The sequence below is a fragment of the uncultured Gelidibacter sp. genome (assembly GCF_947500795.1).
Classification (GTDB): Bacteria; Bacteroidota; Bacteroidia; order Flavobacteriales; family Flavobacteriaceae; genus Gelidibacter.
Map to the genome: position 1 here is coordinate 1 of NZ_CANMTE010000008.1, position 16,837 is coordinate 16,837.

Below are 16,837 nucleotides of genomic sequence, written 5' to 3' on the forward strand. Positions count from 1 at the left end.
TAAGGCGGCAAATCAACCGGATTCGTCAACACAGTATTCAGCTCTGGCCTATCGGCGAGCCGAATACTTAGTTATTGGCAATAGTTTTTTGCTATTTCTCAAAACATATCTCCATCTTTCACATCAACATCTAATAGTTTAAAGAAATGAATATATGCTTTCTTAAATTTATCAATTGTGCTTCTATCACATTCGATTAAAATGCTAATTGCATATTGTCTTACGTATTTTTTTTCTCCAATTAATTCTAAATTTTTATCTTCTGTATAAGATTTGACGTTCACGCCTTCTGTTTTTAGATTCACACTTAATAACTGCCAGCCATCATTCCTATATTTTACACTTATAGATTTTACATCATTTGGTTTGATTTCGTTAACGAATGAAGTTAATCCTCCTGCAGTTCTAACAGCACTAAAAAGCACTTTGTTTTCGTATTTGTCGTAAAAAATTTGCTCCTTACCATCAGAATTTCTTGAAATCCAATCAACGGTTTCATCTAATGTTTGAGAATAACTGAGGGTTGTGAATAATATTATTATAAAGGTTAGAATATTTCTCATAAGAACATTTTGTTTTATAGTTTACCGAATTTTTAATTGTAAATATATTTATAGAGTTTATCAAGAACATCTTCTCGGTAATCTTCCAAAAATTGTTTTTTTTGCGAGTAAAATTTAGAATAATTGTTTCTAAAATTATCTCTGATTGCATTCGTTATTTGATTCCAATTGCGAGATTGATAATTATTCAGACTGTCATATTCATCTTGTGTTAATTTCCCAGACTCTTTTCTGACTTTTTCTTTTGTTTGAGAATAATAGCTCCATACGAGTTCTTTTGCTTTTGCCTCTTTTTCCCTGTCATTTTGTACCATATTGTACATTTTCTCCAACGTTTCGATTTCACTTTGGGCATAAGAAGCATTTGAGATAAAAATTACAGCTAATAATATTAATGTTGTTTTCATGTTTTTTGGTTTAAATTATTGCCAACGTTGTTGTGTATGGTTAGTTGCGTGGTTAAGCAACTAATTTAGCAAACAAATACGAACCAGAGAAAATTCCAAAGGAATTTGCCAAATAAGCACTTGCCAAAGCAATTAATTATACACGGTGTTGGCGGTTCGTTGTTTTTCCACGTGTTCAATTTTCAAATACTTTGTCCAAAAGTCAGTAAGTTAGTGTCAGGGTCAAGCAATGCAAATTCCTTTTGTCCCCAAGGTTTGGTATTCAATGCCCCGTTTGGATGAATTTCTGTTTTATTGGCAAGCAAAGATTTATATAAACTTTCAATGTCGTTGGTTCGTATATATACTTGTCCATAATTTTCTTTTGGGTTAAGGTCTTTAAATTCAAAAAAATGAATTTCTATTTTGTCTTTTTGAACCATTAAATACCCTTCATAGTCGCCTATTTCTTTAAATCCTAATTGATTTATGTAATAATCTCTTGTTGCGTTTTTATCACGCATTGGTAATTTTGGGTTTATTTCTGTTAGCATATATTGAATATTTACTTCGTAATTTATGAGTAAAGGTGGTGATAAATTCAAACTCTGTAATTGATTATAATCAAGAAATTAAACAATTCGTGCTCTTATGCAAACAACGGGCATAATTAATTGCTTCGGCAAGTGCTTATTTGGAAAATTCCTTCGGAATTTTCTCGCGTTCGTTTTTGTTTACTAAATTAGGTGCTGAAACACGCAACTAGTCATACACAATCACGTTGGCAATAATTATAAAAAAAACACTTCTATTCAGCATTTTATTTATTTCAATTAGCAGTACAATCTTTTCTCAAAACTTAACTTTTAAGGAATTGTTAGATATTAATAGCTATGGGATAGTTCAAGCTGAAGAATTTTTAACGGAGAAAAACTTGGAGTTTTTGGATTCTGTATCGCCTGAAAAAAATAAAAATGGGAATGCTAACATTTGGATTTAAAACTAAAGTTCAAAATAAAGCTGAATCATTCCTTTACTATATTTTTTCCAAAAATGATAATAATAGAATTAGCATACAGATTTCTAACAAAGAAAAATAACTTGCATATTTAAAAGAAATCAAAAATGGAGAAATTGAATAGGTTTACAAAAACTCACTTGATGTATTCACAATTACAACTTACACAGAAACATCAGGTAGTAAAAGCGAAGCTTATTGGCAAATAGTAATTAGAGACATCGATGAATAATAAAAAATTAGATTTAGAAAAAGTATCTATAAAATCATTTTCTGCCAAAGTAACTTTAGGACTGGAAATAGGCTACACCAAAAAGCTAATAGAAAAGTCAGAAATAATTAAATCTTTACAGAATTATCAAAACCAGTTAATTAAGGAGAAAAATTTAATTTTAAGTGTTTCGTTGAGCGTTTGTGATATAATTTTAAGCGGACAAGTTGAGCCTCATCTGAAACTAAACTTCATAAATTATCCGAAATTTCCAATGGAGGAAAAAGTACTTAAAATTGAAATTGAAAATTTGACAAAGTATTTAATGAAAAAATTTGAACAGAATAGAGTTGTTATAGAGTATTTAGACGAAACAATAATGATTGAAAACTCTGAATTAATTGACCCAAGAATTAAAGTAAATGAATAAAAAACTATTGCCAACAACGTATCCTATGAAAAGCACTAATCCCGTTCTTCAAAAATAATATTTTTATTTTAATTATCTCATAATGATTATTTTGGGGTGTTGGAATGTTGATAATTCCGATAGGATTATCAATATTTCAATACCATATAACTTGCTCCGCATCCTATATGTGATGCATCGTCCAAGCGCGGTCACCGGCATCTGTATGATTATAAGCTATAATAAACCCGGCCACTTGCTATAAAGATGTGATTCCAATCTCTTGGATCACCTACGTTGTTTTGTGGTACGGGCTTTTAATACTTCTTTGTGAGCTTTGTTATCTGTTTATTTTATTATTCTATGACCCCTATCGCATAAGGGGTTTCTGTTTTTATGACAGCCAAGGTCCTGCTCAATAATTTACGGGCCACCTTGATTATTATTGATTTGACGTTTTTTCCCAAATGCTTGCGGTAATACGTCTGCATTATGGGGTCTGCCCTGATGGCCTGCCAGGACGCTTCTATAAAATAACTTCGCATCAATCTATGGGCGCGCATTGTAATGCCTGTGCTCTTTTGGTTGTCCCCACTTTGGTGGATTCCGGGTGCCAGACCAACATAGCCCGCAAGATGTTTTATGCTGTTAAAGCGTCGCAGATCGCCAAGCTCGCAGATAATGCCGCAGGCCACAATCCCGCCTATTCCCGGAATACTTTTCAATAAATAATAATCCTTCTTGTAATGCTTGCGGCAATAGGCGCGCATCTTTGTGGAGACATCCCGCAGCTCCTGGTCTATGAACCTGAAGCTCCGCATTCTGCTGTCCAGTGTCTCGCGCGCCGATGGATATGCAAAGACTACTTCGTCCACCCAACCGCGGAACTTGTGGCTCCAATGGTCATTATCAAACTCCTCGGGAATAGCAATGCCAAAATACAGCAACTGCATTTTTATAAGGCTCTTGATACGCCTGTAATCCTTAACCAGATCGTTTCTTCTTCTGAAAAGACTGCGCAATTGCTCCCGCTCCACATGGGGAACGTGAATACTCTCAAGTCTGCCATCCTTGAGCTCTCTACTTATCAATTGGGCATCTATTTTATCGGTCTTGGTAAAACGTTCCTTTCCCTTGCGGTGGATGTCGGCAGGGTTCACTACCAGGGAATGCCAGCCGTATGCCTCAAAACTACGATGGGCGTAATAGCCGCAACAACCTGCTTCATAAGCTGTAGTAACCTGATGGTCGGGAAAATGTTTGGCTACATACTCGTATAACACTTCAGGCTTTGGGGGCATAGCGAATGACTTGCCGCCAAAAAGATCGGTGGCGCAATGAACTTTCCAGCTACGCTTGTGAATGTCGATGCCAATGTATAACTTTGGTTGGGCAGTGGGTTCTAATTTCATATCTTATTGTTTTGGTGAACTTTAAAGATACGAGACTCGCTGCTTTTTCATAGATGCTATAATCCATTGCTAATACTAGCCTACTTACGAAAATCCTCGCAGATTTTTGCTACGCACAGTTCGCTTCGCTCGTGTCTATTCGGTTTGGATTTACTAAATTAATTGCTTAACCACGCAACTAACCAAACTCACAACGTTAGCTGTAATATAAAAATGAAAGACTTACCATATATCATAGACCTAACCTTAAAACGTGATAAAATTGAAAATATGGAAAGCTACCCTTTTTCAATTCCTGCAATACGTGAACTTGATTCTATAAAACTAGGTAAAGAAGTTACATTTTTTGTAGGTGAAAATGGTACTGGAAAATCAACATTGCTGGAAGCAATAGCTGTTTCTTTAGGTTTTAACGCCGAAGGTGGTTCAAAGAATTTTCAATTTGGCACACGTAATTCCCATTCAAATCTTCATGAATACTTAAGACTTGCGAAATCCTATAAAAAACCCAAAGATGGTTATTTTTTAAGAGCCGAAAGTTATTTTAACGTTGCTACAAATATTGAAGATTTAGATAAAGAACCTCGTGGAGGGGCTCCAATTATAGACTCTTATGGTTCATTATCTCTTCATGAACAGTCTCATGGCGAGTCATTTTTATCTCTAATGATTCATAGGTTTGGAGGCAAAGGGATTTACCTACTTGATGAGCCCGAAGCAGCTCTTTCTCCAACTCGACAACTCGCAATGTTAAGAAGAATGAAGGATTTAATTTCTGATTCTTCTCAATTTATTATAGCAACTCATTCACCAATTTTATTAGCATATCCTGATGCTAAAATATATGAATTTAATAATAAAGAAATCTCTCAAATAGAATATGAGAATACGGAACATTATCAAGTAACTAAAGCATTTCTTGCTAATCCTAAAAAAATGTTTGATGAGCTATTTAAGGAATAGTGAAACTAAAAACTACAGCTAACACCCTATAAAAATAATGCTTAGTTTAGTGCCTAATCAAGAGTCCGTGCTCTTTTGTTATACATAAACGTTGGCAAACATATGGAAAACCCTATCCAAACTTGGATTGAGTCTGACAAAAAAGTTTCAGACCTAATAAACGAAATCGAAAATTCAGAACTATCTGAGCAAGCACAGGCAGAATTAGCGATGGATAAACTGTGCCTTATGTTTGACTTACCAAAAATGCCTGAAGACACATCAAGATATGAAGACTATTACGAAGAAAATGAAATTGATGATGCACGCTCCGTTTTTCAGGAATATGCTCTTCTAAAGTATTTCTATCCAGAGCAAGACCCTCGTAGCCTAATTTTATGGGCAGTTTATAACTTGATTCATTTAATTGGTGTAGACATAGATGAAATACTTATAAATGAATTTGGAGAAGACTTTCCAGATGATTGTATAGTTGGATATAGAGGTAAAGGAATTGATGGAGAAATAGTATTTCCTTTAAAAGAAGGGAAAAACTGGTTTGAATTAGGCTGTATTGCAGCAACAAAGATTGTGAAACACAACATATAAATACGTTTGCCAACACCCTATAAAAAAAATTGCTAGTTTTAGCCAAAGAGGGATTTTGGGCAATGATGCACGGCAGCTGAACAGATGGGGCAATGTTGATCGGCAGTTTTTTCCTTATCATAAAAGGGAGCGGAAGATTTGCATTGGATTGGTTAATTTTAAAAGGAACCAATGAACGACAATAATAATAAAGGACTTTTAAGAACACTTACATTAAAAGATGCTGTGGGTGTGGGATTGGGTGCAATAATCGGCGCAGGCATCTTTGTTGTTACAGGTATTGCAGCCGGCGTTTCAGGTCCTGCATTTCTTATAGGGCTTATTGTGGCAGGCATTATTGCCGCTTTTAACGGTTTAAGCTCTGCGCAGTTGGCAGCAATATACCCTGATTCAGGCGGAACCTATGAATACGGTTACAAATTAATTAGTCCTGTTTTTGGCTTTTCTGCAGGTTGGATGTTCTTAATAAGCAAATTGGCTGCTGGTGGTGTTGTAGCTATAGGCTTTGGTAGTTATTTTTATCAATTGGTTCCTATAGGTTCGCCACTCACCCTCTCCATAATTGCAGTGGTTTTTCTTACTATCATCAATTTTTTCGGTATCAAAAAAGCAGGGATGCTCAACCTTGTGATTGTGACTGTAACTCTTTTTTCACTCTTATATCTTGTTTTTAGTGGCGTCCCTAAAGTTAATCCTGATAATTTTAAGCCATTTGCACCTTTTGGGATTTCGGGAATTGCAGAAGCTGCTGCTTTATTGTTTTTTGCATTTACGGGTTATGCGAGAATTGCAACGCTTGCTGAAGAAGTAGCTGAACCTAAAAAAACAATCCCAAAAGCAATTATTATAACAATTATCACCTCCATAGTTCTTTATGCTGCTGTTTCTATAGTTGCAATAGGTGTTATTGGAGCCGAAAATATGGCAGATAGCAAGTCGCCTTTACAGATGGTTGCAAAATCATTGACCACCCCTGCAATCAATACCGTAATTACAATAGGTGCTTCAACTGCGATGTTGGGCGTTTTGTTGAGCCAAATTTTGGGTATAAGCAGAATGATGCTTGCGATGGGCAGAAGACACGATTTGCCGCCAATTTTTCAAACAATACACTATCGTTATAGGGTGCCACATTTGGGAATAGTTGTTACAGGACTAATAATCTTGCTCCTCACCATCTTTGGAACTTTTGAATTTGTTGTTAGGGCAGCTACATTTACTATTTTGCTCTATTACAGTATTACAAATATTGCAGCACTTAAACAGCCTCGAAAAGAACAAATTTATGGCAGGATAATCCCTATTTGTGGTTTGATAGGATGCTTGACTATGTCTGTTTCTTTGCCATTTAATGTCATTATTTCAGGTATTGGATTGCTCATAATAGGTTTTATGATCAGATTTCTCTTTCATAAAATATATGACGGACGAGAATTATAAACCCTACCTTGCATCCATACACATTGGCAAGTCGCTCAAAGCCGACACACAAGCCAAATCGTTGATTTACGACTACTTTTTATTTTATATTTAGGAAATCGTAGACCTTCAGTGCGCTTTTAATAATAAAAAGATAAAAACATAATATAACGCTTTGGCTCAGTGCAAACTTGAAAGTTTAACACTTTCTACTGGTCTACTTGCCATATACTAAACATTATAATCAAGTTGAGAAAAACGTTACTAATAATATTTATCGTCATCGGAATAACATCTTGCAAGAGTCAAGAAGTTAGTGGAATTTGGATGTCATATAATAATCGTGTTATTGAAGACGGTCAAGTTACCACTACAAGAGATGAAGGAATTATTATTGATTTTGACAAACAAACTATTGGAAATATATCAACTGACTCAATAATAGGTGTAAAAATTGATTTTAAAGAATCAAAAATATTCTTGAATTCTGACACATTAAACATTCACTTCAAAACTTACCAAAAAGATTCAATTGAAATTGATTTTGGACGTAATATGATGCACGTTTTTCGACCTATAAATCTAGAACATAAATTAACAATAGATAAAGACAATATTATTGAATTTCTTACTCAAAATAAGTATAAAAAAATAAATGAATATTTAAGTTTAAACTTTCTAAACGACATGCATTTCTATGCCACTTTATATGACAGGAAAAATGATAAACGATTTCTAAAAAGCCAAATTGACAAAAATGGTTATTGGTTTGTTAAAGAATTAAAAGGTAATTTCTTTTTAATATTTGCAGTTGAGGAAATTGGAGAGCAAAATATTTATCAAATTACAAAACTCACTAAATGTCAGATGGAATTAAAACCAATGCAGGAATATGGAGAATGGATTATTGAATTAACCGAATTAAAAACTTGCTTATAACGGGCAAATGCTTATTTAGAAAATTCCTTCGGAATTTTCTCGCGTTCGTTTTTGTTTACTAAATTAGTTGCCCACGGAACTAACCATACACAAACACATTAGAAAACATTATATATGAAAAACGTTATAAAAATTTTACTCCTATTAATTATATTCGGTTGTTCAAGTGATAATTCGGAAGATACTATTAATCCTGAAGCGGAAATTAGCATAGACAATATTACTCCCTTAAGAGTTAAAATTGGAGATACTATAACAATGACGGGTTCTAATCTTGATAAATTAAGTTATGTCCATCTTATACATAATGATAGACTACTTAAACAAAATGATGTTAAAATTGAGCGTTTTTCATTTATTTCAAAAAGCAATGAAAAAATAACTTATAAAGTACCAAAACTGGTACGTGAGGATATATCAATTTTAATACCAGATATCGATAAAAAATACAAACTGAACTTAGTTGGTTTTATCCAAATACAGAATGACATTACCGTGAGACAGTCACAGGTTTTAACAGAAAAAATAGCATTCATAAATGATGGCAATAAAATATACAAATCTATAGATGGTTTTTATAAATGGGAAATTTTAGTTGAATTTTCCAATAAAAATATTAGCAGTTTTTTCTTTTTAAATGAAAACATCGGATGGATTGCTGTTATGGAAGAATCTGGCAGAAACATTTATTCCACTTTAGATGGCGGGAAAAATTTATCCTTGAAATATCATATTAATGATTTGTCAAATAAGATATTAGATGGTAGTGATATAAGAAAAATACAATTTACTTCTCAAAACAAAGGTTTTTTTAAAGATGGAAATGGAAACATTTTTGTCGCTGACAATAATTCTTTTGAGAATGTTTACAATCATTATCCTAATTTAAGTTCGTTACCTTTTGGAAGAATAAAACTTTCGGATTTTAATGCAGTAAGTGATGATTTAATCTTTCTTGCTCCTAATGGCGATCCATACCTCATAAAAATTGATAATCAAAGTATTACATACTCGGAATTTGACCTTTACCCATTGGCACCACAATTTTTTGATAATATTGGATATGTTCAAGTAAATAGTGACATTTATAAAACTTCGGACCTAGGTAATTCTTGGACAAAAATTAAAACCTTTGACAACTATTATCCTCAACTCCATTTTTTCAATGAAGATGTTGGATTTGCAATGCTAAATTATACTCCTGAAGTTTTTTATAAGACGATTGATGGTGGCAATTCTTGGATAGATTATTGGACTCCCCCATATTCGTATAATAACAAGTTGCCTTTAATTACACCTAAGCACATTTGGTTATTTGGAGATTTATGGAAATATATTGAAGAATAACAATTCTTACAATGCCTATATGTAATTGCTTATTCTCGTCTATTCTAAAATTCCTTCGGAATTTTCTCGCGTTAGTTTTTGTTTACTAAATTAGCTGCTGAAACACGCCTCTGCCCATACACGTAACGTTGCCACACATTTGAAAAAAATCGTCTACATATCAATAATTCTACTGATATTAAGTTGCAAAGCACAAATTATAACACTTGAAGATTTTGAGGACTACCCCACCGAACTTCCTGATGGGGCTTACCTAAAGGACGTAAATAATATTTTGGGGAAATATGTTGGGACATGGAAAGGAACTTATAATAATCAAAACTATGAGTTTGTAGTTGTCAAAACTACCTTTGAAAATACAACTTTAAAATACAAACATGATAAATTATTAATTCGCTATAAAATCACCAATAACTCAGGTACAGTACTGGCCAATACCTTAAACTTACCAAATGGTGATAAATACATTATTAGAGGTAGCTACTTGGCAAAATCGGGGAGTTACGTCTTAAGTTATCTTGGTTTAAATGGAAAATGTGGACAAAATGGTACTGTTTTTATTTCTGTTTACGATGTTAATAATGTCAAGATGAAACTGTTCCTTGAGCCATATGGTGAAATTTACTCTGAATGTACCACAGGTTATGCAGGACAAATTTTACCTACTGACTGGATTGATTTAACCAAGCAATAAAGTCATATCCTTAAAGATTTTATAAAGTTAATGCCATCATTCCATATCTGCTTAGAAATGATGGAAATATCGAAATGAAAACATTAAATAGTATCGGATAAGTTGACACCAATGACTGTGGATATAAATTCGACTTTAGCTTATTCCGTAAATCATAGTATACAACCGCCCTACTTTACTTACAACAACCGTTAGCACCAGGCTGTGAAATTCGCCAACTGCAGAAAACAAGGATTTAAACTGCTAATTTTGTATCTTTGATAAAAAGCTGAACAGAATGAATTTAGAAGCTCGAAAAATACAATTTGTACAAGAATTTTTAAAACTTCAAAGTGAAGAAGCTATTTCACGTCTTGAAAAAATTTTAAAGAAAGAAAAGAATACTTTAGACAGCCGGACATATGAACCAATGACTGAAGACGAACTAAATAATAGAATTGACAAGTCCGAGTCTGATTTCAGAAACAAACGATTCAAAAGTAGTTCGGATCTTTTAGCAAAGTACAAATAAAGGCTTTGAAGATTATTTGGTCGGAATTTGCTGAAACACAACTTGACGAAATTTACGAGTACTATTTACAGAAGACAAATCCTAAAATAGCTAAAACGCTTCTTAATGGAATCATTAATGCACCATTAATAGGTCAAGAAGAAGAGCTACTTAAACATAGAAAAATTGAATATAGATATTTACTATTTAAAAGCTATAAACTGATTTATTCTGTGGACGATGAAAATGGATTTATAAAAATCTCAGACGTTTTTGATACTAGACAAAACCCACCAAAAATTAAACGCATAAAATAAAAGTCTTTTGCAAACATGTTAAATAAGCCATGGCTGGGCTTATCCTCACCTTAGCGACTATAACATTGTTAATATGAAATATAATGGTTAACTTTGTAACTCGTTAATTTTTAATACAAATGGCAGCAGTTTACTTTCTACATACTAAGAAAAACCCATTAGGGTTTGCACTGTCATTATCTTACTTACATGACGATATTTTTTTGAAAAACTCAAAAGAGTTTATTGATTAATCCCTGTTACGACTCATAACAGGGCCACTCTATTTTATACTCAAAGTTTAATCTTATTTCTTCTTACTACTATTATTAGCATTCAAAAACTGGAGCTCCATATACTGCGCACTATTTTGAATGATTGAGTCGCAACTATGTAGTATTAAGAAGGAAGTTCAAAAAAATATATGATGTCAGAAAATATAATTGTAACAACAGGAATTTACGATATGATTAAAGAACACGTTCGTAAAAAGAAAGTAACCAAGCAAGAAGAGGAACTATTACTTCTAGAATTAAAGAACGCCCAACAAGTACTTAGGCGTGAATTACCAGAGGATGTCGTAACGGTAAACCGACGTGTGAAAATTAAAGATCATACGGAAAATAAAGAAAAAGAATATATGTTTGTTTCAACCACGAAAACGAACAATAAAAAAGGAAAATTATCCATTTTATGTGATGTTGCCGTTGCTACAATTGGTAGACAAGTAGGCGATATCATAAATTGGCCTTTTAAGGATGGGGAAAGAAAATTAGAAATTTTAAGGGTTGAAAACCTTTAACTCTCACAAATAAGAAAAAAAAAGAGTCTTTGTATGAATGCAAAGGCTCTTTTTTTTATCCTTAAAATGCAATTAATGTAGTGTATCCTACAGAAATGACTATAAATAATGGTCATAAAAGAATATTCAAATATGATTAACTTTGTCAGTGACACGTGGCGATGTTCGCAAAAAAATGCATCGTTTCACCAAAACGCTTTGTAAAACCATCTAAAATGGTAAATAAAGGCCTAAATATCATAAATCTGACAACGATGAAACACGTATTATCCATAGCACTTCTGACGCTAATGTTCTATGGTTGCAAAGACCAGAACACACAAGAAAAACAGGAACAACCTGCCCCATTCGCTATTGAAACCAGCTCCGAAGATTTAACGGATGCCATTCAAATTAACACCATCCAAGTTGGATCAGAAACCACAAATGACAAAAATAGATTTCATACCTCGTATCCCAGTACGGCCTATGATTTTATTAATACGCACCAAGAAGCATTTGCTCAAGCCTACTTAAAAGAATTCCAAAAAAACATAAAAGATGACAATGAAAAGGCGGTCGCAGGACTGGATTTTGGACAACATTTTGAAATTATTGAAAGTACGCCTTCCATTCTTGCCTTTTTAATAGAGCGTTACACGTCTTATGGCAACAATTATAACACGCAATATTTCACCCATTTGTATGATCTAGAGGAAAACAAACGACTCGAGTTTTCCAATTTGTTTTATCCACAGGAAAACTTTGATAAACTGGCCAACATTGTCAAATCAAAGACCACCGATATTTTAACCGAAAAAATAAATGCGATGGAAGGTCTTACCGATAGTGACAGAACAGCTTTAATGAAAAGCACTCAGGAAATGATTGCCCAAGGCACGGAGCCTACCAATAAAAATTATCATGCATTTTCTTGGGACGCTTCAGGGAACCTGACCATTTATTTCGATAAATATCAAGTGGCCTCAGGCGATCATGGGAATATTGAAGTGCAATTGGCTCCTGAAACCTATAAAGATTTGGTGGCTAAAAAATACCAATATGTCTTCCATATTAAAGCAGAAGAGACAGACATCGCAACGCCCATCATAAAGGACACCACTACCTCCCAAAAGGTTTTTGACATTGATTGTAGCAAAGAGCCTTGCGTTGCCATTACGTTTGATGATGGTCCTGCCAAACATACCTCCCAACTTTTAGACATTTTAAAAGAACACGGTGTTAAAGCTACGTTTTTTGTATTGGGAAAATCAGCAAAAATTCAAAAGAACACACTATTAAGAGCCTATAAAGAAGGCCATCAAATTGGAAATCACAGTTGGGATCATAAGGATTTAAAAAAACTCTCTGAACCGGACATCCTGAATCAAATACAAAACACGAATGAGGCCATTTCAGAAATTACAGGCGCCGATGTACACGTTATGCGACCGCCTTATGGTTCATTTAACGAGATTGTAAAAAACAAAGCGGGCATGCCGATTATTTTATGGAATTTAGACCCTTTAGATTGGAAGGATCGCAACCCTGAAATTGTTGCACAACGCATGAGCGACGCTAAAACAAATGGAATAGTATTGGCGCATGACATTCACAAATCGACCGTAGAAGCTATGCCTGCAGTCATTAAAAGTTTAAAAGCGAAAGGCTATCATTTGGTAACCATTGACAATCTATTTTCAGAGCAACCGCTCGCCAATGGAAAGGTTTACAATAGCAGGCACAAATAGATAACAACTGGTTCACTCGCCATTTTATTCGTCTGTATAGATTAATAGAAATGCAACCACATACACCTTGGTAACAATTTAACTCTCACTATGGGAAAGCCTTATTTGATTTTAGCGTGTTTATTGACACTACTTGGTTTTCAAACTTACGCTCAAGAATTTAAGATTGACACTACTCAACTGAGTCAATATCTAAGCAAAAAACACGTCAACAATCAGTTTGATGGCGTTGCTTTGGTTGCATATAAGGATTCCATCATATACAGCAAATCCCTTGGTTTTGCCAACAACGAATTGAAAAGTCAATTTGATCATGCCACCAAGTTTCAAATCGCTTCCTTATCTAAACAATTTACTTCCTTTGGCATCCTGATATTAGAGCAGGATAAAAAATTAAAAACTGAAGATTACGTATATCACTATCTTCCAAATTTTCCGTTCAAGGACATAAAAATTCAGCACTTAATGGCCCATACTTCTGGACTTCCGAATTTTATTGATGCGATGTGGAAAGATCTTGATACCACTAAAATTAATGGCAACAAGGAAATGTTATTAATGTTAGAATCTGACAAATACCCACTACAGTGGACACCAGGAAGCCAATGGGAATATAGTGAAATTGGCTATTGTACGTTGGCAAGTTTGATTGAGAAAGCAAGCGGAACCGACTTTAAAACGTTTATGGAGGAACGTATTTTTAAACCGGCTGGAATGAAAAACACATCAGCGGAATTCTCTACAGACTACCGAACTATTAATGATTCTGATATCGCCATGGGTTACGTGTATGATTCCATTAGCAATAAGAAAATAGTTGCTTATGAGGCGCCTGAGAACACGTTTATCTATTGGTTGGGAGGCTTTTATGGCGATGGTTCAGTAGTTAGTACAGTTGAAGACCTATTGAAATGGGATAAGGCGTTGTATGAAGGACACATTATTCACCCGGAAAGTCTTGAAACGGCGATGACTCCTACCAAACTTAACAACGGAAACCTTGCAGATGCCTGGGGTACTTCCTACGGGCTAGGATGGTTTTTGTACGAGTCAGATCACTTTGGACGGATACAAACCCATTCTGGTGGTCATCCGGGATATAGCAGCAGACTGACGCGTAGTCCAGACAAGAATTTAACGATTATTCTTTTATCAAACTTGTCCATTCCTGAGTTTTGGGAATTTAATATTTTAAAAGAACTCGAAAAACAGCAGTAAGCACGGTAATTACCTCAATAATAATTGGCAATTTTAGCCTAGTTACAATAATCTAATCTGCTATTTATTTGTTAACTTAATCGTTTCATTACACAATCAATCTTATCCACCATCATTGTAACACGTTTGAGACAACTAACATATTACTTAATAATACTAATTATTTCTTCGGGATGTTCTGAATACAATACAGAATGGAAAGCGGAAAGAGCAGCGACTATCGATTTTGGTACAGCGCCTAAAAATGAGAATTTTATCCTCTCATTTCACAAGAGAGGAGATACTTTGAATTATAAATATGTTAGTATAATTGACAGCACAAAACATATCTCTATTCAAAAGATAGCACACTCAAACACCTTATTTTTTGGATTTGATAAGTTTATAAGGTCAGACAGACCATCATTCCGAAACCCTAAACTGAATGACTTAGAATTTGATTATTATGATTTGGAAACTCCTATAATGGATGGAACAGGGCCAATTTTGTATAATTTAGAATATGGACTTCTTGCGATAAACAATGTTTATGGTCCTACTATCATTTTTCTTGAAGAAAAAGACAATAATTTAACCGAGCAGATAGTTAAACAACTGAACAAATAGAAACAGGACACCTTAACTGGGAAAGCCACAACTGGCTACCTCCTATTGGCCAAACCCATCTGAATTCTCCAATTACGGCTTTTTATTCAAAGCCGTTTATCCTTGGAAAACCTTAGCTCGTAATTTATTCATAAAACGATCGCCATAACATTGACCGTCCAGAATAAAATTCAGGTTAGTCAAATACCCCTTATGCTTTTTTACCTCCTAAAAAGCTTGCCACTAAAGCGGCTATTCCTAGTCCGATTGTAATGTAAGCATTGGTATTGTCTTGCGCTTCAACATTTAGAGGTCCAACACTTATGGAGGCTTCTGGAGCAACCATCGTATAAATACCATAAATTAATAGCGCAATTCCTGCAACCATTAAAATTGTTGTGACTGTTTTATTCATTATAATTTAGTTTAGTTTGTAGGAAAAGATAACAAAAATATACTTACAATAAATAGTTTAAGACCTGAAAAATCAAATTAAGATTGTATTTTCATTTCTAAAAATTGATGCACTAATGATGGCGCTATTTTAACCTTTATCGGAATTAAAAAAACCATAGCAATATCCGTAGCATAGAAAAATCCACGAAGGAACAATTACCTTAAAACTTTTGACCATTTCATATGAATTTAAAAGACGATTATACCAGCCAGATACTAAAGCTTAAAGCCGATTATGAAGGGGACGTCACTGCTGTTCTTATCGCTTCTAACGCTAATACTGGCAATAGAAAAAGCATTCTATACCTTCATGGTTATGTCGATTATTTCTTCCATCCGCATTTAGGCAAGCGCTGCAATCAGGCTAATTATGATTTTTATGCGCTCGATCTTCGTAAACATGGCCGATCGCTTATGCCACACCAGCATCCTAATTATTGCAAAACTATTGAAGAGTATTTTGAGGAAATTTCTATCGCCATTCGGCAAATTAAAAAAGAAAGCACATCAGTCTATTTATTAGCGCATTCCACCGGCGGATTAACGGCAAGCTGCTATATGAATTCCGGCAAGGAAAGAGCTCTCGTTGAAGGCTTAATCTTAAACTCTCCGTTTTTAGATTTCTATAAATCGAAACTTGATAGAGCACTAAGTATTTTTGCTGCAAAAAGTATTGCAAAAGTCTCCAACTACGCAAAGATAGAAGGCGCGCTTTCACCAGTTTACGCAGAGAGTATCCATAAAGATTATTTTGGCGAATGGGACTTTAACTTAGCTTGGAAACCTATAGAAGGATTCCCCACGTATTTCAAATGGGTAGCTGCAATAGCCAGAGCTCAAAAAAGTTTAGCGCACTCAAACATTTCAGTCCCTGTTTTAATCATGCATTCTTCGGGGTCAGTTAAACTATCAAAATATTCAAAAGAGGCCATGTCCCATGATATTGTTTTAAATGTTGAAGACATAAAGCGAGTAGGAAAAACGTTGGGCAACAAAGTGACGCTAATGCAAATTGACAATGCCGTGCATGATGTCTTTTTATCGCCTAAAGCAGTCAGAGAAGATGCCTTTAACAAGCTGTTTACTTGGCTAGGGAATCTCGATTCTAAAAATTTATAATCATACTCAGTATATAAAGAGCATTAAGAGTTTAGTTAACCCACAATGGCACCAAAAATCCATTTAAACCTCAGAATTACGATGGAAACGAAACTCAATAACTAAAAAAATCGTTCCTCTCACTACACCTGAATTTAAATGCTTTTGAAACACTCTAAAACAAAGTCAGCCTAATAAAAATGCAAATCAGTA

19 protein-coding genes are annotated in these 16,837 nt (G+C 34.3%); 14 read left to right on the plus strand and 5 right to left on the minus strand.

Features of this window, described 5'->3' with window-relative positions; genetic code table 11:
• Positions 1-98 precede the first annotated feature (98 nt).
• The 3 genes from Q0947_RS14175 to Q0947_RS14185 form a co-directional block, all read right to left on the minus strand.
• Complete coding sequence (locus Q0947_RS14175; RefSeq protein WP_299399106.1) at positions 99-563, minus strand: hypothetical protein; 465 nt, start codon at positions 561-563, stop codon at positions 99-101.
• A gap of 32 nt (positions 564-595) precedes the next feature.
• Positions 596-970, minus strand: coding sequence for a hypothetical protein (locus Q0947_RS14180; protein WP_299399109.1), 375 nt, complete (start codon positions 968-970; stop codon positions 596-598).
• Positions 971-1,152: 182 nt separating this feature from the next.
• The gene (locus Q0947_RS14185; RefSeq protein WP_299399112.1) at positions 1,153-1,503 is read right to left on the minus strand and encodes a VOC family protein; all 351 of its coding nucleotides are present in this window, start codon (positions 1,501-1,503) and stop codon (positions 1,153-1,155) included.
• Between the two features lie 688 nt (positions 1,504-2,191).
• On the opposite strand from Q0947_RS14185, the gene Q0947_RS14190 reads away from it, so the two are divergent.
• Entirely contained in the window at positions 2,192-2,608 is a 417-nt protein-coding gene (locus Q0947_RS14190) for a hypothetical protein (protein ID WP_299399114.1), read from the plus strand.
• 335 nt (positions 2,609-2,943) lie between these two features.
• Here Q0947_RS14190 and Q0947_RS14195 read toward each other — a convergent pair whose 3' ends face one another.
• Positions 2,944-3,999 carry an IS110 family transposase gene (locus Q0947_RS14195; RefSeq protein ID WP_299399116.1) on the minus strand — a complete coding sequence of 352 codons (1,056 nt, stop codon included), beginning with the start codon at positions 3,997-3,999 and terminating at the stop codon, positions 2,944-2,946.
• A 213-nt stretch (positions 4,000-4,212) separates the two neighbouring features.
• On the opposite strand from Q0947_RS14195, the gene Q0947_RS14200 reads away from it, so the two are divergent.
• The 12 genes from Q0947_RS14200 (at position 4,213) to Q0947_RS14255 (ending at position 15,091) form a co-directional block, all read left to right on the plus strand.
• On the plus strand, positions 4,213-4,962 hold the full coding sequence (locus Q0947_RS14200; protein WP_299399118.1) for an AAA family ATPase: 750 nt from the start codon (positions 4,213-4,215) through the stop codon (positions 4,960-4,962).
• Between the two features lie 102 nt (positions 4,963-5,064).
• Entirely contained in the window at positions 5,065-5,550 is a 486-nt protein-coding gene (locus tag Q0947_RS14205; RefSeq protein ID WP_299399119.1) for a hypothetical protein, read from the plus strand.
• Between the two features lie 171 nt (positions 5,551-5,721).
• Positions 5,722-6,990, plus strand: coding sequence for an APC family permease (locus Q0947_RS14210; RefSeq protein ID WP_299399120.1), 1,269 nt, complete (start codon positions 5,722-5,724; stop codon positions 6,988-6,990).
• Between the two features lie 228 nt (positions 6,991-7,218).
• Positions 7,219-7,908, plus strand: coding sequence for a hypothetical protein (locus Q0947_RS14215; protein WP_299399122.1), 690 nt, complete (start codon positions 7,219-7,221; stop codon positions 7,906-7,908).
• Between the two features lie 114 nt (positions 7,909-8,022).
• The gene (locus Q0947_RS14220; protein WP_299399125.1) at positions 8,023-9,255 is read left to right on the plus strand and encodes a hypothetical protein; all 1,233 of its coding nucleotides are present in this window, start codon (positions 8,023-8,025) and stop codon (positions 9,253-9,255) included.
• A 139-nt stretch (positions 9,256-9,394) separates the two neighbouring features.
• Positions 9,395-9,949 (plus strand): DUF6705 family protein, encoded by a 555-nt coding sequence (locus Q0947_RS14225; protein WP_299399128.1) that lies wholly within the window; start codon positions 9,395-9,397, stop codon positions 9,947-9,949.
• Positions 9,950-10,226: 277 nt separating this feature from the next.
• Positions 10,227-10,460 carry a hypothetical protein gene (locus Q0947_RS14230; RefSeq protein WP_299399131.1) on the plus strand — a complete coding sequence of 78 codons (234 nt, stop codon included), beginning with the start codon at positions 10,227-10,229 and terminating at the stop codon, positions 10,458-10,460.
• 5 nt (positions 10,461-10,465) lie between these two features.
• Entirely contained in the window at positions 10,466-10,756 is a 291-nt protein-coding gene (locus tag Q0947_RS14235) for a type II toxin-antitoxin system RelE/ParE family toxin (protein ID WP_299399135.1), read from the plus strand.
• A gap of 406 nt (positions 10,757-11,162) precedes the next feature.
• Entirely contained in the window at positions 11,163-11,537 is a 375-nt protein-coding gene (locus tag Q0947_RS14240) for a GreA/GreB family elongation factor (protein WP_299399138.1), read from the plus strand.
• A gap of 254 nt (positions 11,538-11,791) precedes the next feature.
• Positions 11,792-13,267 carry a polysaccharide deacetylase family protein gene (locus Q0947_RS14245; protein WP_299399141.1) on the plus strand — a complete coding sequence of 492 codons (1,476 nt, stop codon included), beginning with the start codon at positions 11,792-11,794 and terminating at the stop codon, positions 13,265-13,267.
• 90 nt (positions 13,268-13,357) lie between these two features.
• On the plus strand, positions 13,358-14,485 hold the full coding sequence (locus Q0947_RS14250) for a serine hydrolase domain-containing protein (RefSeq protein WP_299399144.1): 1,128 nt from the start codon (positions 13,358-13,360) through the stop codon (positions 14,483-14,485).
• 126 nt (positions 14,486-14,611) lie between these two features.
• Positions 14,612-15,091, plus strand: coding sequence for a hypothetical protein (locus tag Q0947_RS14255; RefSeq protein ID WP_299399147.1), 480 nt, complete (start codon positions 14,612-14,614; stop codon positions 15,089-15,091).
• A 190-nt stretch (positions 15,092-15,281) separates the two neighbouring features.
• Here the strand turns inward: Q0947_RS14255 and Q0947_RS14260 are convergent, their stop codons facing one another.
• Positions 15,282-15,485 (minus strand): hypothetical protein, encoded by a 204-nt coding sequence (locus Q0947_RS14260; RefSeq protein ID WP_299399149.1) that lies wholly within the window; start codon positions 15,483-15,485, stop codon positions 15,282-15,284.
• A 224-nt stretch (positions 15,486-15,709) separates the two neighbouring features.
• Between Q0947_RS14260 and Q0947_RS14265 the strand changes: the two genes are divergently transcribed.
• Complete coding sequence (locus Q0947_RS14265) at positions 15,710-16,645, plus strand: alpha/beta hydrolase (protein ID WP_299399165.1); 936 nt, start codon at positions 15,710-15,712, stop codon at positions 16,643-16,645.
• Positions 16,646-16,837 lie beyond the last annotated feature (192 nt).